Source organism: Paenibacillus sp. N3/727 (assembly GCF_022637315.1).
GTDB classification, from domain to species: domain Bacteria; phylum Bacillota; class Bacilli; order Paenibacillales; family Paenibacillaceae; genus Paenibacillus_AQ; species Paenibacillus_AQ uliginis.
Genome location: NZ_CP093336.1, coordinates 4,344,748 through 4,364,966, shown reverse-complemented (window position 1 = coordinate 4,364,966; position 20,219 = coordinate 4,344,748). Strand labels below are relative to the sequence as shown.

Annotated in this window: 20 protein-coding genes; 17 read left to right on the top strand and 3 right to left on the bottom strand. The window is 44.4% G+C overall.

Features of this window, described 5'->3' with window-relative positions; translation table 11 throughout:
- The first annotated feature begins 31 nt into the window (after positions 1 to 31).
- The 4 genes from MNQ98_RS20090 to bcbE all read left to right on the top strand — a co-directional run bounded on the left by MNQ98_RS20090 (position 32) and on the right by bcbE (position 7,034).
- Entirely contained in the window at positions 32 to 1,090 is a 1,059-nt protein-coding gene (locus MNQ98_RS20090) for an FUSC family protein (RefSeq protein WP_241929824.1), read from the top strand.
- A gap of 273 nt (positions 1,091 to 1,363) precedes the next feature.
- Positions 1,364 to 3,691: an RNA polymerase recycling motor HelD gene (helD, locus tag MNQ98_RS20085; protein WP_241929823.1), complete on the top strand. Its 2,328-nt coding sequence runs from the start codon at positions 1,364 to 1,366 to the stop codon at positions 3,689 to 3,691.
- 270 nt (positions 3,692 to 3,961) lie between these two features.
- Positions 3,962 to 5,662 carry a methyl-accepting chemotaxis protein gene (locus MNQ98_RS20080; protein ID WP_241929822.1) on the top strand — a complete coding sequence of 567 codons (1,701 nt, stop codon included), beginning with the start codon at positions 3,962 to 3,964 and terminating at the stop codon, positions 5,660 to 5,662.
- Between the two features lie 91 nt (positions 5,663 to 5,753).
- Positions 5,754 to 7,034, top strand: a complete 1,281-nt coding sequence (gene bcbE / locus MNQ98_RS20075) for a bacillibactin exporter BcbE (RefSeq protein WP_241929821.1) — start codon at positions 5,754 to 5,756, stop codon at positions 7,032 to 7,034.
- Between the two features lie 56 nt (positions 7,035 to 7,090).
- On the opposite strand, the gene MNQ98_RS20070 is transcribed toward bcbE, so the two are convergent.
- Together MNQ98_RS20070 and MNQ98_RS20065 are read right to left on the bottom strand one after the other, a co-directional pair.
- The gene (locus tag MNQ98_RS20070) at positions 7,091 to 8,314 is read right to left on the bottom strand and encodes an MFS transporter (protein ID WP_241929820.1); all 1,224 of its coding nucleotides are present in this window, start codon (positions 8,312 to 8,314) and stop codon (positions 7,091 to 7,093) included.
- Between the two features lie 17 nt (positions 8,315 to 8,331).
- Positions 8,332 to 8,772 carry a MarR family winged helix-turn-helix transcriptional regulator gene (locus tag MNQ98_RS20065; RefSeq protein ID WP_241929819.1) on the bottom strand — a complete coding sequence of 147 codons (441 nt, stop codon included), beginning with the start codon at positions 8,770 to 8,772 and terminating at the stop codon, positions 8,332 to 8,334.
- Positions 8,773 to 8,989: 217 nt separating this feature from the next.
- Between MNQ98_RS20065 and MNQ98_RS20060 the strand changes: the two genes are divergently transcribed.
- From MNQ98_RS20060 to MNQ98_RS20025, 8 genes are all read left to right on the top strand, one after another.
- A complete protein-coding gene (locus MNQ98_RS20060) occupies positions 8,990 to 9,754 on the top strand; it encodes a DsbA family protein (RefSeq protein ID WP_241929818.1) in 765 nt (254 codons plus the stop codon).
- A gap of 267 nt (positions 9,755 to 10,021) precedes the next feature.
- Positions 10,022 to 10,759 carry a glycerophosphodiester phosphodiesterase gene (locus MNQ98_RS20055; RefSeq protein WP_241929817.1) on the top strand — a complete coding sequence of 246 codons (738 nt, stop codon included), beginning with the start codon at positions 10,022 to 10,024 and terminating at the stop codon, positions 10,757 to 10,759.
- 4 nt (positions 10,760 to 10,763) lie between these two features.
- A complete protein-coding gene (locus MNQ98_RS20050) occupies positions 10,764 to 11,969 on the top strand; it encodes an SLC45 family MFS transporter (protein WP_241929816.1) in 1,206 nt (401 codons plus the stop codon).
- A 91-nt stretch (positions 11,970 to 12,060) separates the two neighbouring features.
- A complete protein-coding gene (locus MNQ98_RS20045) occupies positions 12,061 to 12,324 on the top strand; it encodes a hypothetical protein (protein ID WP_241929815.1) in 264 nt (87 codons plus the stop codon).
- Between the two features lie 418 nt (positions 12,325 to 12,742).
- Positions 12,743 to 13,720 (top strand): diaminopimelate dehydrogenase, encoded by a 978-nt coding sequence (locus tag MNQ98_RS20040; protein WP_241929814.1) that lies wholly within the window; start codon positions 12,743 to 12,745, stop codon positions 13,718 to 13,720.
- 68 nt (positions 13,721 to 13,788) lie between these two features.
- Entirely contained in the window at positions 13,789 to 14,532 is a 744-nt protein-coding gene (locus MNQ98_RS20035; RefSeq protein ID WP_347272223.1) for a TraX family protein, read from the top strand.
- Between the two features lie 70 nt (positions 14,533 to 14,602).
- Positions 14,603 to 15,049 (top strand): hypothetical protein, encoded by a 447-nt coding sequence (locus MNQ98_RS20030; RefSeq protein WP_208918795.1) that lies wholly within the window; start codon positions 14,603 to 14,605, stop codon positions 15,047 to 15,049.
- Between the two features lie 90 nt (positions 15,050 to 15,139).
- Positions 15,140 to 15,694 carry an O-acetyl-ADP-ribose deacetylase gene (locus tag MNQ98_RS20025; protein WP_208918796.1) on the top strand — a complete coding sequence of 185 codons (555 nt, stop codon included), beginning with the start codon at positions 15,140 to 15,142 and terminating at the stop codon, positions 15,692 to 15,694.
- Positions 15,695 to 15,754: 60 nt separating this feature from the next.
- Here the strand turns inward: MNQ98_RS20025 and MNQ98_RS20020 are convergent, their stop codons facing one another.
- On the bottom strand, positions 15,755 to 15,952 hold the full coding sequence (locus MNQ98_RS20020) for a hypothetical protein (protein ID WP_208918797.1): 198 nt from the start codon (positions 15,950 to 15,952) through the stop codon (positions 15,755 to 15,757).
- An 83-nt stretch (positions 15,953 to 16,035) separates the two neighbouring features.
- On the opposite strand from MNQ98_RS20020, the gene rpiA reads away from it, so the two are divergent.
- The 5 genes from rpiA to ahpF all read left to right on the top strand — a co-directional run bounded on the left by rpiA (position 16,036) and on the right by ahpF (position 19,971).
- The gene (rpiA, locus tag MNQ98_RS20015) at positions 16,036 to 16,728 is read left to right on the top strand and encodes a ribose-5-phosphate isomerase RpiA (protein ID WP_241929813.1); all 693 of its coding nucleotides are present in this window, start codon (positions 16,036 to 16,038) and stop codon (positions 16,726 to 16,728) included.
- A gap of 22 nt (positions 16,729 to 16,750) precedes the next feature.
- Positions 16,751 to 17,200, top strand: a complete 450-nt coding sequence (locus tag MNQ98_RS20010) for a MarR family winged helix-turn-helix transcriptional regulator (protein ID WP_208918799.1) — start codon at positions 16,751 to 16,753, stop codon at positions 17,198 to 17,200.
- 38 nt (positions 17,201 to 17,238) lie between these two features.
- Complete coding sequence (locus tag MNQ98_RS20005) at positions 17,239 to 17,667, top strand: GNAT family N-acetyltransferase (RefSeq protein WP_241929812.1); 429 nt, start codon at positions 17,239 to 17,241, stop codon at positions 17,665 to 17,667.
- A 201-nt stretch (positions 17,668 to 17,868) separates the two neighbouring features.
- Positions 17,869 to 18,432, top strand: a complete 564-nt coding sequence (gene ahpC, locus MNQ98_RS20000) for an alkyl hydroperoxide reductase subunit C (RefSeq protein ID WP_208918801.1) — start codon at positions 17,869 to 17,871, stop codon at positions 18,430 to 18,432.
- A 9-nt stretch (positions 18,433 to 18,441) separates the two neighbouring features.
- The gene (gene ahpF / locus MNQ98_RS19995; protein WP_241929811.1) at positions 18,442 to 19,971 is read left to right on the top strand and encodes an alkyl hydroperoxide reductase subunit F; all 1,530 of its coding nucleotides are present in this window, start codon (positions 18,442 to 18,444) and stop codon (positions 19,969 to 19,971) included.
- Positions 19,972 to 20,219 lie beyond the last annotated feature (248 nt).

The following is a 20,219-nucleotide window of genomic DNA, read 5'->3' as shown; positions in this document are numbered from 1 at the left end:
GACCATAGAAATATGTTAAGGAGGGCTGTCGATGGCCTTCGGTGCAAGAATGTTTAAGACGGGCTTGGCTGTAACTTTAGCCCTCTACCTGACGATGCTGCTCGGCATTACTTCGCCGGTCGGTGCTGCAATCGCAGCGATATTTGCAATGCAGCCTTCAATTTATCGGTCTTGGAAGTATTTCCTTGACCAATTGCAGACCAGCACACTTGGTGCTATTATCGCGATGCTTGGAGGATATTTTCTTACCAATCAACCTATCTCCGTAGGACTTGTGTGTATTCTGGTTATTATGATCTGTATTAAATTGAATATGGGAGAGACGATCGGTCTGACCCTGGTCACAGTCATTTCGGTCATGGAAGCATCCGGACAATGGGATTTTGCCATCAACCGGTTCTTTTTGACACTGATAGGTATCGTTTCAGCATTTCTGATTAATATCTTGGTCTTTCCCCCGAAGCCGAGAGAGCAATATTTCAAGCAAATCAACAGCGTATTCGGTAAAATGTCACTGCTGCTCCGAACCGCTATCTCCCACGAAATCAAGGACTCCGTTTACCGGGATGAATTGAACGGTCTGGAGGGGACGATTAAATCTCTGACTGACAAGTACAATTTGTTTGAGGAAGAGCAGAAAAAAATGAAGCGTGCAAAATTCAGCCACTCCAGACAGCTGGTTGTGTATAAGCACCTGTTAAGCTCGCTCCAAAAAGGGTATGAAGTGCTTAACGCCGTGGAGAATCACTATTTTCAGGTTCAGCGTAGTGAGGAAATTGATGAGCAATTTGATGCGAATCTCGAACGGCTCATCAAATTCCATGAGCATATATTGTGGAAGTTTGAAGATATACTGAAGCCTAATGGGGATGAGGCCGAGTGTATGGCAGAACAGAACGAGGCTTTTATGGATCAGGTGATATGTGGGGCGGGTATGCAGCCCGGGGGATTTCGGTTGACGATTGTTGCAGCGGCAATGTATGACTATGGCCATACATTAGAGCGGTTAAACAGAGTTGCGGATCACATCAGCCGTTTCGTGGAGGATAAGGATAACAACGGAGGAATACTGGCCTGGCTCAAGAAATAAGGGTAGTAAAGACGTCGTTATACGAATCATAATGAAGTGCGATTATATAAATAAACAGGCGGGCACAGAAAGTCCAGCCTGTTTATTTATAAGTAAACACAAAAAAACCGGCTAGTTTAGCCGACTTCTGGGTTACCATATTGATTAATGTGGTGTAGACTGATAAAATAAATCTTGGTCTGATTGTACAGATATATCAATGTTATGTCTGATGCAATCCAATTATATCATGGATTAAGCACGCTGTCAACCAGTGCATAAGGGGATGAAAAGATGGCTATCAGCGATCAGGATTGGAAAGACGAACAAACGCGGGTAACGGATGTCACGGCTAAAATCAGCAGTAAAATTACTCAACTTGAGGCGGATGTCGGTTTAGTGCGTGGTGATGTCATTGGCATGCGTAAAGAATTCTGGGATGAGGTGACCGTCAATTTCAGTAACCCTGATGATTTGGGCGAGACGTCAACCAACCTGCGGCAGCAGGCCCAGGTTCTTTCCGAAAGAGAGAGATCCCACCTGCAGTCCAGCAAAGCTTTGAAAAAATATAAGAAGCTCGTTTACTCACCTTATTTTGGGAGGATTGATTTCCGAGAAGAAGGAATGAACCAGGAGGAGTCTATTTATCTAGGGATCGGTTCCTTTATGGACGACGACTCGGAGACCTTTCTTGTGTATGATTGGCGTGCTCCGATTTCCAGCTTATATTATGATGGAGCACCGGGAATAACCCGGTATGAGACGCCTTCCGGTACTGTAACGGGAGAGATGAGCCTGAAGCGGCAGTTTGTTATTCATGATGGAGTCATTGAGGTCCTATTTGACACAGGAGTGACCATTGGTGATGAGCTTCTGCAGCAGGTGCTCAGCCACAGCGCTGATGATCGTATGAAAAGTATCGTGGCTACGATTCAAAGAGAGCAGAATGCAGTCATTCGGAATGACAAGACACGTATGTTGATCGTTCAAGGTGCTGCCGGAAGCGGGAAAACCTCGGCTGCCCTTCAGAGAGTTGCTTATTTGCTGTATAAATACCGGGAGGTGCTGCAGGCCGATCAGATGATCCTGTTCTCGCCGAACCCCCTCTTTAACAGTTATGTTTCAACGGTTCTGCCAGAGCTCGGGGAAGAGAACATGCAGCAGACAACATTCCAATCTTATCTGGAGCATCGGCTCGGAAGGGAATTCGAGCTGGAAGATGTGTTTACACAGACCGAAATTTTGTTGAATGCACCAGATACACCGGCTCACCGGGCGCGTCTAATGGGAATAGCTTATAAGTCTTCCGTGCCTTATCTGGATGTTATTCGTTCGTATAAAGACCTGTTAGAGAGAGACGGCATGATGTTTAGGCCCGTTGTTTTTCAGGGCAGGGTCATCATAAGTGGAGATGAGATGGCTGCTCAGTTCTATGGTTATGACTCTGCGGTTAAACTCGCCGGAAGACTCGACTTAATGAGAGAGTGGATGCTGAAGAGGCTATCCGATTTTTCGCATGAAGAGAGAAAAGCGCCATGGGTTGAGGATCAGATCGAGTTGATGGATCCGGATGATTATCACCGTGCTTATCAAACGATGCGGCGAAAACAGAGCAAGAAGGAAGACAGCTTTAACGATTTTGATCAGGAGAAGGAACTTCTCGGGCGTATGGTGGTTAGTGACCGTCTCAAACCTTTGCGGCGCTGGATCAAGCGGTTCCGGTTTGTTGATGTTAAAGGGTTGTATCGAAAGCTGTTTGCGGACGAACGGTTGTTCAGACGTTTGGCAGGAAATGAAGCGGCTTTGCCTGGCAGCTGGAGTGAAGTGTGCAGTCAGACGATGCAGAAGATCGAACATAAGGAACTATTTTATGAAGATGCAACTCCGTTTCTTTATTTGAAAGAGCTGCTGCAAGGCTTCCGGACGAACACATCGATCCGCCATGTTATCGTGGATGAGGTGCAGGACTATTCAGCCTTTCAGCTGGAATTTCTCAAACGGCTATTCCCACGTGCAAAAATGACGGTTCTAGGCGACCTTAATCAGGCCATTTATGCTCACGGTGAAGCGCTGGGAAGTTTGGAGAATCTAGTCAGCTTATACGGAAAAGAAGAGACAGAAGTGATCAACCTAACACGGAGTTACCGGTCCACTTATGAGATCGTTGAATTTACACGGAAGATGATTCCGGGGGGAGAGGTCATCGTTCCGTTTAACCGCCCTGGCGAGGAGCCTCGTGTTATTCCAGTAAAGACAGAAGCTGAATTGACGAAGTCGGTCATATCCGATATTCGCAGTCTCCATGACAAGGGATATCATTATGTGGCAGTCATTTGTAAGACGGAAGAGGAAAGCCGGCGTGTTCAAAAGCAGCTGTCGGCGGAAATTCCGGTAAGACTCATTACAAAGAACACCCCTGCATTTGAAAAAGGTACACTTGTCGTGCCGGCCTATTTGGCCAAAGGCGTGGAGTTTGATGCTGTGATTATATATAATGGATCGAATGAAGTGTACAGCAAAGAAAGTGAGCGGAAGTTGTTTTATACTGCTTGCACGCGAGCGATGCATGAGCTTCACATTTACCACGTGGGTGAAAAGAGCACTTTTCTCCCTCAGAATTAATGTTAAATAAGGTTATCCAAAAAACAAAAGCAGGTCACCCGAGAATTCATTCCTGGGAGGCCTGCTTCGTTTTATGGCTCAGGATGTTTATGATTTGAATAAATAATAAATTTTTCCTTGAAAGCGAAATCACATATCAGAAAGTTCACAAAATATTCACAATCACTCTGAACACACATTGAGGCTTTTAACTAACCTATTCATTTCACTGCTTATCCTGTCGAAAGATATATATGGATGGGAAACTTACATAAGGATAGGTGCTGTCAAATGAAAATTAGAACGAAATTAATAATCTCCTCAACCGTTGTAACTACGGTGATAGCTTGCATGATCATTAGTGCATTTATTTCTTCAAAAGCAACGGAACGGAAATTCACATCGATCATCGAATTGGATCAGCAGATTGTCTACAATCTGAATGAAATGCAGTTGTATTTTGCGGGTATAGCGAATGATGAACGAGGATTTTTGCTGTCTGGAGATCAGTTATTTATAGACGATCTGAGAAAGAAACAAGATTCTTTTGTTCAGTTATTAGAAGAGACGAAAAAGATGGCGTCTTCAGAGCCTGCCGAGTTAAAGAGGTTTCATCAGATCTCTATGGGATATTCCATTTACAATGATGCGGTAGAAGAAGTGTTAATCAAGGCAGGTCTTGGACAGAAAAAGCTCAATCCTTTTATCGATTATAAGGAGGCCTTTGGGCTTGAAAGGGAAATTCGCAAATCCTTTGAACCTATGATAAAAGAATTCACGGAAGAAAAAGATAAAGAGATGGCAGAACGACAGGATGCAATCAGCAAACAGGCTAATATTCAAAACGGAATTGTTCTGGTTGTTGGTATAGCCGTGGTTGTATATAACGCACTTCAGAGCTTTTTCCTAGTTCGATCGATTTCTCCTCTAAGTCGGATGCGTGAGCAACTCTTGAAGATTGCAGAAGGTGGAGGGGATCTGATAACGAAGGTCAGCATCCAGACGAAGGATGAGATCGGAGAAGTGGCTGGTGCCTACAACAAGCTAAATGAAGGATTCCGGGAAATTGTACTCCAAGTTCAAGATGCTGCCAGTCAGGTGGCGGAATCTACTGTGATGCTCAAATCCAGTTCAGAGGAGATCCGTCAGGCTACACAGCACACCTCGGGTATTATGGAGGAGTTGGCGGCGGGGGTAGAAAATCAACTTCAGGACACGGAGGCTACTTCAGCCGTTGTCTATGAAATGGCAGACGGAATGAAACAGATCGCAGTAACGGCTCAGGTAACTGCAGAACTCTCAAGCAAAACGAATCAACTCGCGGGAGAGGGTGAGCAGGCAATTATTCATACGATGCAGCAGATGGAAAATATACGCAGTAGTGTAAGTCAGTCAACTGAGGCTGTGAAGGCATTGGGCCAAAAAGCCGCCAGTATTGGAGCTATGGGTGACATGATTAAGGATGTGGCGACCCAGACGAGCCTGCTTTCCCTGAATGCCTCGATCGAAGCAGCCCGGGCTGGTGAGCATGGAAGAGGATTTGCTGTAGTTGCTTCGGAAGTGAAAAAGCTGGCGGAACAATCATCGGCATCATCAGAAGAAATCAGTCAGTTCGTTCAACAAATTCAACGTGACATTATGGATCTGACACTAGTGATGGAGAACGGGCTCCAATCCGTAATGGAAGGCATGAATGTTGCAAAGGGAGCTGAAGAAGCTTTCCAAAATATCGAGCAATCGATTGGGGAACTGAACGATCAAATCGCCGGAGTGAGTGCAGCTACGGAACAGATGAATTATGGTGCGGATGGGATTGTTAAATCGGTTAGACGGATTTCTGAGATTACGGTAACAACGGCTGGAGGTACTCAAAGTGTCAGCGCTGCAACTGAAGAACAGCTGGCCTCGATGGAGGAAATCACAAACAGTATTCAAACGTTAAATGAACTTTCAAATCATCTGCAGCAACTCATGTCCGGTTTTAAAGTGTAATCAATTGTAAACCACCTTTTTGCCATGAATATTACGTGAGAAAGAACCCACAATATAGAGTGAAGCAAATGATGTTAAAGGTGGTCTTCTCATGGAAAACAAGAAATGGGATTTGGTTGCCCTTGCATCCATACCGTTAATCATGACGTTAGGCAATTCTATGCTAATTCCCATTTTACCCCAAATTTCAAGAGCTTTAGGTATTAGCTCGTTTATGGTCAGTATGCTGATCACGGTTTATGCCGTTGTTGCCATACTACTTATTCCCATAGCCGGGTATCTCTCAGACCGTTACGGGCGCAAAAAAATAATTATACCAAGCTTGATTATTGCTGCTGCAGGAGGTGGGGTTTCAGCGGTTGCCGCCTGGCTGATGGATGGAATGGGAGCTTACACCGTAATTTTGGCAGGCAGGCTGCTTCAGGGTATAGGAGCGGCCGGTGCCTTTCCCATTGTGATTCCACTTGTAGGTGATATGTTTAAGGAAGAAGAAGAAGTTAGTAAAAGTTTAGGAATTATCGAAACATCGAATACGTTCGGTAAAGTTGTAAGTCCGATATTAGGAGCCTTTTTGGGAAGTATTATCTGGTATCTTCCGTTTATAGCGATACCCGCGTTATGCTTAATCTCTATTCTATTGGTCATATTTCTTGTAAAACCGCCTAAGCATAAAGAAAACAAGCAGTCAGTCCGTGAATTTTTGAAAACCACGAAAGAGGTACTTCATGAAAAGGGCCGATGGCTGTATGCGATTTTTGCGATTGGCGGCATTGCTATGTTTGGAGTGTTTGGAGTTCTCTTTTATTTGTCGGAGATACTGGAATCAACGTATCAATTAAAGGGTGTTCTGAAAGGTCTTGTTCTGGCTATACCGCTCGCTGGACTCTGTTTAGCTTCTTTTTTGGCAGGGAAATTTATAGGAAATAATAAGACAGCTATGAAGTGGACCGGATTTACGGGAATGACACTGCTTACAGCCTCATTGATCATAACAGGATTCAGTGATCAGATATATTTTGTTATAAGTCTGATGACTATTGGAAGTATTGGTATCGGGCTTACGCTTCCATGTATGGACACCCTTCTGACCGAGGGTGTGGAGAAAGAGCAGCGAGGAACGATTACATCACTTTACAGCAGTATGCGCTTCATAGGGGTCTCATTGGGGCCACCCGTCGTATCTCTTTTGCTTGGAGCCAATCATTGGGTACTGTTTATTGTGCTGGCCGCAGTGTCAGGGATCGGAGCGCTATTAACTTTCTTTGCCGTGAAGCCTGAGGAGAGAGAACAGGGTCGTGGTGGAGGAAGTTCCCGGAAGATGCAGTTTAAAAAGCCGCATGGATTGAGCAACAGAAACCTTGCCCGTAAGTAGCAAGGTTTTTTTATGTTCTATTTCGTGAGAAATGTTTAGTTCAACAAGCTGAACAATTAAATGGATTGATCTGCTTCGGTCTGGTTGATATCTGGATTTCGGGAGACGGAACTTTTGATGAGAGCTGCCGCATAAATGATGATTAATAAAACCATGGCAATGGCAGAATAACGATACATAATGGTGTAGCTGGAGTATCGGGCAATCGCTCCTAGAATCATGGCGCCGATGGCCACCCCGAAGTCTAATGAATTTAAGAACATCCCATTGGCCATACCACGCTGCTGGGCAGGAACTTCCTGGATCATCCAGGTTTGCAGTGAAGGTTGCATAGAACCGAAACCAAGGCCGTAGCAAATTGCGGAAATAAGCAGACCTCCGGTCGAAGATGCATAAGTAAGGAGTACAAGACCAGCCAGCATCAACAAGGCGCCTGGAATTAATAGTGCTTTGTGTCCATATCGGTCATACAATCGGCCTGATACGGGACGAATCAGAATAATGGCAAGGGCATTAAACAGGAAAAAATATTGCGGATTGGACAGTTGGACTTCATCTCCGTATACAGCGAGAAAACTTAGAAGTCCACCATATGTAACTGATGTCAAGAAGTTCAAAACAGAAGGGAGGAGTAAACGACGTATGACGGAAGTTTTCCCGCCTTCCTGAATAGGTTCAGGTGCCGGCTCCTTATGGTTTTTAGGTGTTCTCGAGGTAAGTAAAAAAGCTAACGGAAATATGAGAATGTTTATGGTTGATGTGATAATAACAAGCGGAGTGAATCCTCCGCCCTGTAGAAGAGTTAAACCAATCATAGGTCCAATGGACATGGCAAGGGTGGTAGACAAGCCGAAATAACCCATTCCTTCTCCGAGGCGTTTAGCCGGTATTACATCCGAAGCCATCGTCGGGAAGGAAGTGCTGGTCATTCCGAAGCCGATGCCGAATAAAACGCGCATAAGCAACAGAACACCAATGCCAGTGGCCCAGTAATAGCCAAGAGTTGCAATCAGAGATATAAAGAGGCCGATGTAAAGCAGCTGCCTGCGTTTTCCCTTTTCCAGAGCTTTACTGGAAAACAGCCGGGATGCAATAGCGCTAAATGCAAATACACTTGTGATGAGACTAACCTGTGTCGGGCTGGCCCCGAAGGCTTCCTTTGCATAAGCCGGCAGTGTGGTCAAAAGCATCTGAAGGGTGAGAAACAAGAACAGATTGCTTAGCATTAATGTGACGAATTCTTTGGTCCACAATTTGTTTGTTTTGATTAGGTCATTCATGGATTTTATCTCTCCTGTTATGTCTGATTTCGTTCGATGTTTGCGTTCATACGAGAGATGATGTCCCAGAACAGTTCTATCTGCTTCGGATCGATACCTTCGGCAATAATACGGCTGCACTCCTGCTCTATGGAAGTTGTGGATGCGATCAGCTCTTTGCCGGTTTCCGTAATATGCAGCAAAAAGGCTCTGCGGTCATGGGGTGAAACTTCTCTCCGAATGAGCCCTTTTTTTCCTAATAAATCGAGTATGCGTGTCGTAGTCGGCTGATCTTTATCGGCTCTTGCCGCAACTTCTTTTTGATTCAATCCTTCGCTGATTGCGATCTGGTTTAGCACAGACCACTGTTCAGGTGTAATATCAAAAGGTTTTAATTTGTGTGCAAACAGATTCGTGGCTCTTCGGTAGGTTAAACCGAGCTGGAATCCGATCGAAGGATTGTTTTCAGGATTGTTCAAGAAATAACTCACCGCTTTCAGTCATTTTCCAAAAAAATAGTTGTCTAAACAATTGTATTCATAACAAGTTATGATTGTCAATAAATTGCCTATGTTTATGTGATTAAATTGCCCATATTTATGCGATATTTATGTGATGAAAGAGAGATTTGTCCTAGAGTCAGTTTGATAGCTTATTTATAATTCTAAATCTCAATAGGAAAAAGGAGGAGAGAACTTGGGGGAAAGCAAGCGTAAAAAGTCTAATCATTCCGGTTCACAGCCAAAACCGTCAAAATCCGTAAATCCATTGTCACAGCGTAAAAGGGTGTTCACTGGAATTATTTTGGGTCTCCTCGTTATTGCGGCTATTACTACATTGTTTGTCCTGAATAATAAATCAGGCGGAGAAGAGAGCATGAAATATCCTGATCTCAACCAGGTCCAGGCCGGTGAAGTGCCGGAAGACTTTGATGTTGAGAATCAACCAGTTTTGGGGGACTCATCAGCGCCGTTTCAAATCGTAGAATTTTCGGATTATAAATGTCCTTACTGCAAAATATGGACAGAAGAGGTATTTCCCCGATTGAAAACAGAGTATATTGATACAGGGAAAGCCAATTTTGTATATGTTGATATGGCGTTTCTCGGTCCGGACTCCATCTTGGCCGCTTTAGCTGGAGAGACACTGTATCAAATGGACCCGGCTTATTTCTGGAAGTATCATGAACTGATGACGGAACGACAAGGTGACGAAAGTAAAGAATGGGCGACCTATTCTTTTATTACTGATCTGGTGGAGCAAGAAATGCCCGAAGTGCCATTGGAACAATTTAAAGAAGATCTGAAGTCTGAAAAGTATATCAAGAACATCAAACGTGATCTGGATATCGCGAATAAGCAGGGGGTTCAAGGAACCCCGACTGTCTTTGTTAATGGTGTAAAGTTTGAAGATCCTACGTTTGAAGAAATACAGGCATATATCGAGAAAAACGGGAAGTAATGAAGTTTGGATTATTTTCCGGTAATGAAGCTAGACGCGAGAGAATGCGTCTGGCTTTTTGTCATGAAGAATAATGGGAAGAAAGTAGTGATACCTAAAAATAAATCGTTTTTATAACGGATTTTTACAGGGTTTGGATCATACATGTGGAATAAGGATGAGGGAGCGAATTACCTGCTTGAGTTTGTTTGCTCTCATTAAACACAGCCTTAACAATTAGGGGCTACTATAGAAATAAATCCATAAGACGATCAGGAGGAGTTCAACATGACACAAATTATCAACTTTGCACACCGGGGGGCATCTGGCGTATGCCCAGAGAACACAATGTCGGCATTCCGCAAGGCACTGGAGCTCGGAGCAACAGGAATCGAGACAGATGTCCAGATGACTAAGGATGGAAAGCTGATTCTAATTCATGATGAAACGGTTCTCAGAACGACTGGTGAACAGGGATTTGTTAAAGATTACACGTTCGAAGAAATCCAGAAGCTCGATGCGGGTTCCTGGTTCAGTGAGGAATTCCGTGGAGAGCGGTTGCCTGCGCTGGAGGAGCTGCTTGAGCTGACAAAAGATCGGGGTACCATTGTAAACATTGAACTGAAAAACGGGAGCATCCAATATCCAGAGCTGGAAGAAAAGGTAATCGCCAGTATCCGAAGTTTCGGGATGGAGGATCGGGTTGTCATCTCCAGCTTTAATCATTATTCACTCGTAAAATGCAAGTCCATTGCCCCTGAAATCCGTACAGGTATTTTGTATGTAGAAGGACTGTACAAGGCTTGGGAATACGGCCAATCTGTAGGCGCTGATGCGCTGCATGCTTTAAAATATGCTGTGCTACCTGAATGGGTTGAGGAAGCCAAAGCATGCGGTATCGTGTACCATCCGTGGACTGTTAATGAACCGGAAGAAATGAAGCGTCTGATTGCGGCTAAAGTAGCCGGTATAATTACCGACTACCCGGATCGGCTTGACGGACTGCTTCGTACTGAAGGAGCGTGAATATGTGAAAAAAACGTGGCTGTTAGGATTCGGTTTTTTCAGTATCAGTATTACCTGGGCATTATATAACGCTTTTGTCCCCTTTTTTCTTGAGGACTACATATCGAGCGTTGCATGGATCGGTTTTTTTATGACCATCGATAATTATTTTGCTCTATTCTTACAGCCATGGATAGGCAGTCGCAGCGACCGGACTCATACCCGCTTCGGAAGAAGAATGCCATATCTGCTCATCGGCATGCCGCTAGGCGCCTTGTTTACAGCAATCATTCCATTTCACACCGGAATGGTAACTTTGATTCTATTTATGGTGCTGATGAATCTCGCTATGAGCCTTTATCGTTCTCCAACGGTTGCGCTCATGCCCGACATCACAGCCGAGAAAAACCGTACCCGGGCCAACGGTGTTATTAACTTTATGGGGGGCCTAGGTTCCATCATTGCATTTGGTGCCGGATCGGTATTGTTTAAAGCGCATCCTTCGTTCCCGTTCATTGCGGCGGCTTGCGTCACTCTGATCTCCATGTTTATTCTGATGCGCTTTATTAAAGAGAAGCGGGATGCACCGGGTTATGTCGCACAAGCCGAGGCCAAAACAAAAATATCGTTTAAGGGTCAGTTAAATCGTACAACGATCCTCCTGCTCTTAGCCATCTTCTTTTGGTTTGTCGCTTATCAAGGTGTGGAAACCCTTTTTACCTTGTACGGCAAAAATGAAATGGGACTGACGAAATCAGAAGCGTCGTTCTCGCTGACATTCTTTTCACTTGCTTTTGTACTATTTGCTATTCCAAGCGGGTGGCTCGGAAGCAAATTTGGGAAGAAGCGGGTAATATTTATCGGCGTTGCAGGACTCTTGGTCGTATTTGCATCCGTCCCGTTGATCAATTCATTGCTGGTGCTGCGGATATTGCTGACGATCGGAGGTTTGTTCTGGGCGTGTATCAACATTAACTCTTACCCGTTCATCGTATCTACCGGATCGGAAGAGAGTATTGGTACACGCACCGGGATGTACTATCTTGTATCCTCACTTGCCGCCATCTCTTCACCGCCGCTGCTGGGTCAGCTTATTGATGCATTTGGATATTCAGTTCTGTTCTATTGTGCAGCGGGCAGTATGTTGATTGCATTGTTCTGTGTATCCATGATCCGTCATCCGGAGACGATGAATCGATCTGGGCATGGAGACACAGCAGTTAACTCTTAAAACTGAAACCACCGTTCTGATTTGAAGTGTACCCCTTAAAGTAGACATTTGAAAAACCTATATGGGAAACCGCTGATACTTTAGGGGGATTTTGAACATTTACCACATTATTATCGTCAAAATTAAACGAAAGGAGTCTCCTGTGGAAACCTTTGCACAATCTGCATTTGTAATGGCGTTATTGATATGTGTCGGATGGCTATTTATCAAAACAACAAAACTGAATGAGAAACATAGCCTGAATAGTAAAATATTGCGTTGGACAGGTTATGGACTTATTGTGATGACTATTTTTCTTGTTGTTTATGGAGTACTACAGAACTTCGCTGCGGAATCACATAGCTATGGACACTAGGTTTAGCTTATTGAATTAAGTCACGAGCAAAAACATCTTTACTATAGAGTGTAGAGATACAATTTTGAATTTCAAAACGATATTGATATTGAAAACAGGAATTATAATTATTATAAATTGGGAATAAATAGTTGAATAACATGAAAATAAGGGGTTGCCACCACGTGGTAGCCCTTTAGTTGTGCTAACGGGACTAGATAGTAAAATCATAGAAGCGGCCTTTGTTTGGGATGGAAGTACGGTTCATGTGAATGGCAGAGTTGTTACGGGAGAATTTGTCGAGGCCGAGTAACGTTGACTTTAACGAAATAGCACCAAGGTATAATAATAAAAAAAATCCGATAAATATGCTGGCTATTGTTTAAAAATGACGAAACTATTGGTACAATAGCGGAAGCAAAATATAAGGAGGCGTAATATGACACAAAAGATAAGAGTGGGGATTGTAGGATACGGAAACTTGGGCCGCGGGGTAGAGAAGGCCATTAAGCAGAATAGTGACTTCGAACTGAAAGCCGTATTTTCCAGACGTGATCCTGAAGGGGTATCCTCGGAAGCGAAAGCGGTACATATATCTGAACTGGATAGTTATAAAGAACAAATCGATGTACTGATCCTTTGCGGTGGTTCGGCTACTGATTTGCCGGAACAGGGTCCGGCCTTGGCAGGACTGTTTCATACAGTAGACAGTTTTGATACACACGCTAAAATTCCTTCTTATTACGAAAGTGTTGACGCATCCGCACGCAAGGGCGGTAAAATCAGCGTGATCTCAACAGGCTGGGATCCGGGATTATTCTCCTTGAACAGACTGCTTGGAGAAGCAGTACTTCCAGAAGGAAACGAATATACATTTTGGGGTAAGGGTGTAAGTCAGGGCCATTCTGATGCCATTCGCCGTGTTGTCGGCGTGAAGAATGGTGTGCAGTACACGATTCCTCGTGAAGAAGCTGTTCAGCGTGTACGCAGCGGTGAGAATCCGGAACTCAGCACCCGCGACAAGCATCTTCGTGAATGCTATATCGTAGCTGAAGAAGGAGCGGATCAAGCTGCGATTGAGACTGAAATTAAAGAAATGCCGAACTATTTCGCTGATTATGATACGGTAGTAAACTTTATCAGTGAAGAAGAGCTGAAGCGCGACCATTCCAACATGCCACACGGGGGTACAGTGCTGCGCAGCGGCCGTACTGGAGAAAACAGCAAGCAGATTATCGAATTCGGTCTGAAGCTGGATAGCAATCCCGAATTTACCGCAAGTGTGCTCGTGGCTTATGCACGTGCCGCTTTTAAGTTGGGACAAGCTGGTGACGCCGGTGCGAAAACCGTGTTTGATATTCCATTCGGACTGTTGTCTCCGAAATCACCGGAGCAGCTTCGTAAGGAACTTTTATAATAGTAGGTATATAACGGATTTAATCTGCGCCCGTACCCTTCAAGGGGGACGGGCGTTTTTCTGGATGAATGAACGATAATTTCATAGATTGTTTTGAGCTTGCAGACAAAGGAAAAGCAACTCATAATGGAATAAAGATTGCAACAAGAAATGAGCCTATTTTGCGTTATAAGCTGGGGAGGGATGTTGTGCAGCTGCTGGCCATGCTAACGATGCTGATTGATCATGTTGGACTTGTCTTTTTTTCCGGACAGGAAATTTGGAGAATCATCGGGCGTATTGCATTTCCCCTTTATGTCTATGGTCTTGTTCAGGGTTATATCCACACTTCATCAAGGCCTCGCTATATGTTTCGTCTGGGTATGATCGCTTTATTGTCCCAAATTCCGTATCAGCTTGCAATCAATCCCTATGGATTGAATGTGGTCGTTTCACTTTTGGCCGGTGCGGTTGTACTGCACATATTGGACCGCTCTGATTCCTTGCTGCTGTCCATCGGAATTGTCGCTGCCGCAAGTATCGTTATGGAGATGTTTCCCTTTGATTACGGCGCCTATGGTCTACTGCTCATTCTGATATTCAGGTACTCTCCAGCCTACTTACTTGTACCGTGGCATCTGATGCTGAATATGCTGTATCTTTTCTTAAATAGTTGGGAACTGCAGCTGTGGAGTTTGCTGCCGACCATACTGATTGCTTACGGCCCGCTCGTGTGGAAGCGGATTGAGTCGTTCCGCGTGCCTTCCTGGATATGGAGATCGTTTTATCCGCTGCATATGTTACTACTCGCCACAATACAGCTGTGGAAATAACTGGAACCGGAAGATATTACATGACTATAAAGCTTTAGTCTGGAGTTGCATTTAATAAGGAGAGGATTTAATGCTAAAGGTAGGAATCGCGGTATGTCTGTTGTTGCTTGCTGTGGCAGGATATTTAGCTTTTCGGAATTCAAAATTGATTGCCGAAAAGAAGCAGGCAGCATACATTTCAGTGCCTTCCTCTGAATATACACTTTATATGACGAGGGAATTAACCGAAGAGGACCGAAGGACTATGGTGCCGCTGGGGATCATGGAATACCGTGACTTGAACGGAATAATGAAGGCTGTTTTGTGCAGAGTTACTCACGAAAGCAGCGGGGATTTGAAATTAGAAGAGGCAGGAACGATAATGATGAGACATATGATTCAGGCTCATCAAAGAGGAACGTTTATCGGTTATCGTTCGGAAGTGGAAGCTTTGCAGAGTGAGGATGAAATACGAATGGCGGATCGGCTCTCTGAAGCTGCCAATCGTTCAGAGGCGGCTGCAAGCCAAACGAAATAGGAACTGTTAAAATAACAATGCTGTGGATAGAGTCAACCTCCCCTCTGAGGGGGTAATGAACAGGAATAAGGCCGAAAGGAGATTTTCCGTATGAAAACGATAACCATCGGAAAGACACTGATCTCCGTATTATCAGGCGATATTACGGCTTGGACGGGTGACATTATCGTAAACGCAGCGAATTCCGGCCTCTTGGGCGGTAATGGTGTTGACGGAGCCATTCACCGGATAGGCGGTCCTGAGATTATGGAGCAGTGCAAGGAAATCCGAAAGCTCCAGGGGGGATGTCCTCCAGGTCACGCAGTAATTACGGGTGCAGGAAATTTGGACGCCAAGCATGTTATCCACACCGTCGGTCCAATTTGGGAAGGCGGAGGCCGTGGTGAAGCACAAACCTTGGCAGATTGTTACCGAAGTAGTTTGCAGCTGGCGAATGAAGTGGGAGCACGAAGCATTGCGTTTCCCAATATTAGCACCGGTATTTACGGATATCCCAAATCGCCCGCTTGTGATGTTGCTTTGAAAGCGGTCTCTGAATTTCTCAGAGAAGATCGGCAGGATAACCGACTCGAGCAGATTGATTTTGTATGTTTCGAATCAGACAATACGGATTTGTATGTTCAGTGGTTGGAACACTATGTTTAACAGGCTGTCTACAACGTTATTACGGGGCTTGCGGAGCGCAGCCCCGTTTAAAATTGTTAACTACATATGGTATTTGCCGTTCGGCTCATCCAGCACCCATTCCAGCATGGTGATCATATCATCAAGCCGTGAATGCTGCTGGTTTAAATTGCGACGCTCGACACTATCTTCAGGCAGGGAAGCTGCTCTGGACTGAAGCATTTTCTTTTGCATGGATAATTCGTTAATCTTGGATTGTATCTGATTCCCGGTACGCATATTCATTCCTCCGTAGGTATAATAGTCATGACTATTATACCTCCAGAAACGATATTCTTTAACAACAAAGGAGAAAGAACAGCATGAATATGAAAAAGAATGCCGCAGAAAAAGCAGTTGAATATATTCAGGATGGCATGAAGGTTGGTCTCGGTACCGGATCTACTGCCTATTGGGCCATCGTCCGAATCGGAGAACGTGTGAAGGAAGGGCTGTCCATTGAAGCGGTTGCTACGTCTAAGGCTTCGGAAAAGCTGGCAATTGAGCACGGAATTACACTAACCCCCCTTCACCAAATCGGCAGACTTGACCTCACGATTGATGGCGCGGATGAGCTCGATCCAGAGCTTCGCTTGATCAAGGGTGGTGGAGGTGCTCTACTTCGAGAGAAAATTACCGCCTTCCACAGTGATCGTCTTCTTATTGTGGCCGATGAGAGTAAGTCAGTTTCTTCATTGGGGAACTTTCCGCTGCCCGTTGAGATTGTACCTTTTGCGAGGGAGTGGACTTACGCTGCATTGGAGAGATTGGGGTGCAGCGTGCGGCTTCGGCTGGAAGAAGCGGGGAACTTGTATGTAACGGATAACGGCAATTACATTGCGGATTGTGAATTTGGTATAATAAACTCTCCTGAACAGCTGGAGCAGGAATTGAGGGGAATTCCGGGTGTTGTGGAACATGGCTTGTTCATCGGCATGGCAGACATAGCTTTTATCGGGCGTAGTGACGGGTCTGTGGATGTCATGGCAATAACAACAAAAAACAACTCGGGATAATGATTTCGGAGGTTAAAAAAGCATGTCGGATAATCAGGAACATGAAGATTTGTCATTATACTTATTAGTAGTGCTTTCACGGGCATACAACTCCGTGATGGCTCACTCTAACCGGAGCATTCAAAGTCATGGGCTCAACTCAACTGAATTTGGAGTACTGGACGTGTTGTATCACAAAGGACCGCAGCCACTGCAAAAAATTGGCGAGAAGGTACTTATTTCTAGTGGAAATATTACGTATGTAGTGGACAAGCTCCAAAAAAAGAATTTGCTCATCAGAAGAGCATCGGCAGAGGATCGCCGTGTAATTTACGCTGAATTGACCGATGAGGGCAGGGAGCTGTTTGAACGTATATTCTCCGTACATAAAGAGAAGATTGCGCACGCGGTAAGCGGTCTGACGGATGAAGAGAAGCTGCAGGCGTCAGCTCTACTCAGGAAGCTCGGTACTACCTCACAGAAATTGCAGTAATATGAGATTGAGATACTATTTGGAATGGAGTTATGACGATGATAAAACAAATTTCTTCCCGTCTGGAGGATCTGGAGGTTAAGGAATTGCTTGCTTACTCCGTCTTCCCGGATCCGGAGAGATTGGATCAAGCGGTAGAAGCTTACCGTAAACCTAATGGACTGGAATTGTACGGATATGAAGAAGAAGGAGTGCTTGTAGGCATCATTGGTGTCGACAAAGTAGAAGATGAAATGACGATCAAGCACATTGCGGTAACACCGGAAAACAGAGGCAAAGATTACGGCCGTGGTATGATTTTGGAATTGCTGTTGCAGCAAAAGCCTGCGCGTGTTATTGCAGAAACGGATGAGGAAGCCGTAGGCTTTTACCGCAGCATCGGATTTGAGATTTACAGTCTTGGAGAGCTTTACCCTGGGGTTGAACGTTACCGCTGTGTATATGAAGTGGAAGAGGAAGAAGAGTAGTATGTTGATATGAATTTGGTAAAATGATGAATAAACTAATTTAAAGAGTTCACTGTTTTGTTAATTATAATTATTCTAAAACAACTTGACAAGTTCGACTAACTATCTAATAATAATTATTATAAAGTGAGTTCAGAATATGTTATCTACAGCTTCTGAATATCTCTATTCACAAAAATACATCTAAAGGAGATTATAAATATGTCACTTATCGGAACAGAAGTACTACCATTCAAAGCATCTGCATTTCAAAAAGGTAATTTTATCGATGTTACAGAAGAAAATTTCAAAGGTAAATGGAGCGTAGTTTGCTTCTATCCAGCTGACTTTACATTCGTTTGCCCTACTGAGCTCGAAGATTTGCAGAACGAATACGAAACTTTAAAGAAACTTGGTGTTGAAGTATATTCTGTATCTACAGATACTCATTTCACACATAAAGCATGGCATGCAAGCTCTCCTGCAATTGGCAAGGTTGAGTACATTATGATTGGTGATCCTTCCCATGTGATTTCCCGCAACTTTGATGTATTGATCGAAGCTGAAGGTCTTGCAGATCGCGGTACATTCATCATTGATCCGGACGGCGTTATCCAAACCGTTGAGATTACTGCAGGTGGCATTGGCCGTGATGCAAGTGCTCTTATTAACAAGATTAAAGCGGCACAATATGTTCGCAACAATCCAGGTGAAGTGTGCCCAGCGAAATGGCAAGAAGGTGGAGAAACACTGAAGCCAAGCCTCGATCTCGTAGGCAAGATTTAAGGTGGCAAGATGACACTAGATCAAGAAATAAAAACTCAACTAGCACAATATCTCCAGCTCCTGGAAGGCGATGTGGTGCTAAAAGTTAGTGTAGGCGAGGATGATGCATCGCAAGAGATGATGGCTCTGGTAGATGAACTTGCCAGCATGTCTACGAAGATAACGGTAGAAAAGACACAGTTATCTAGAACTCCAAGCTTTAGTGTAAATCGTGTAGGTGAAGATACTGGAGTAACCTTTGCTGGAACTCCGCTCGGTCATGAGTTTACTTCATTAGTATTGGCTCTATTACAGGTTAGCGGAAGACCTCCAAAGGTTGAGCAAAGTGTAATCGATCAGATCAAGAGCATTCAAGGCGAATATAAGTTTGAATCTTATATCAGCCTGAGCTGCCATAATTGTCCTGATGTTGTACAGGCTCTGAACTTGATGAGTATCTTCAATCCTGGTATTACTCATACGATGATTGACGGTGCGGTATTCAAAGAAGAGGTAGAGAGCAAGGAAGTAATGGCTGTGCCAAGCGTTTACCTCAATGGTGAATTTTTCGACAGCGGTCGTATGACGGTTGAAGACATTCTTTCTAAGCTGGGTACTGGTCCGGACGCATCTGAGTTTGACAATAAGGATCCGTATGATGTACTTGTTGTTGGCGGTGGCCCAGCGGGTGCAAGTGCGGCGATTTACGCAGCGCGTAAAGGGATTCGCACAGGTATTGTTGCTGAACGATTTGGCGGTCAGGTCAATGACACGTTGAGCATTGAGAACTTTATCAGTGTGAAATATACAGAAGGTCCTAAGCTCGTAGCCAGTATTGAAGAGCAAGTGAAAGAGTACAACATCGATGTTATGAAATCACAGCGTGCTAAGCGTCTGGAAAAGAGAGATTTCATCGAAATTGAACTCGAAAACGGTGCTGTTCTAAAGAGTAAGACAGTAATCGTATCGACAGGCGCGCGTTGGCGGAATATCGGTGTACCTGGTGAAGCAGAGTTCAAGAACAAAGGGGTAGCTTACTGCCCGCACTGTGATGGTCCTTTGTTCACAGGCAAAGATGTCGCGGTTGTTGGCGGCGGTAATTCAGGTGTTGAGGCTGCGATTGATCTGGCAGGTATTGTGAGACATGTAACGGTTCTAGAGTTTGCGCCAGAGCTCAAGGCTGATGCTGTGCTGCAAGATCGCCTTTACAGCCTGCCTAATGTTACTGTTCTTAAGAACGTGCAAACAAAAGAAATTACCGGAACGGACAAGGTTGATGGTATTTCCTACATCGATCGTGAGACAGAAGAAACTCATCATATCAAATTGCAGGGTGTGTTTGTACAGATCGGTCTTCTACCAAATACAGAATGGTTAGCTGACACGGTTGAACGAACTCGCATGGGTGAAATCGTTGTAAACAGCCACGGTGATACCAACGTACCTGGAGTATTTGCTGCCGGCGATTGTACGAATAGTGCATACAAGCAGATCATCATTTCTATGGGATCTGGCGCCACTGCAGCTTTAGGTGCTTTCGATTATCTGATCCGCAATTAATCGATATTGTTATGAAGAGCAAGTGCTTAATCTCTTGGTAGGTAAGCGAACAGTGGCCCTCATTTTTCACAAAGTGTGGGCTATTGTTATGCTATCCCATTAAGTAACTGAGATATTCTGTATTAAATAATCATATGGACTAACAGCTAGTGGCGCCGCGCTCGTTCTTAGTTTATTGGTTGAAACGTAGTACGTACATTATGCATTTGATTGCATATTTACGTACTGCGTTTTTTTCATTTTAACAT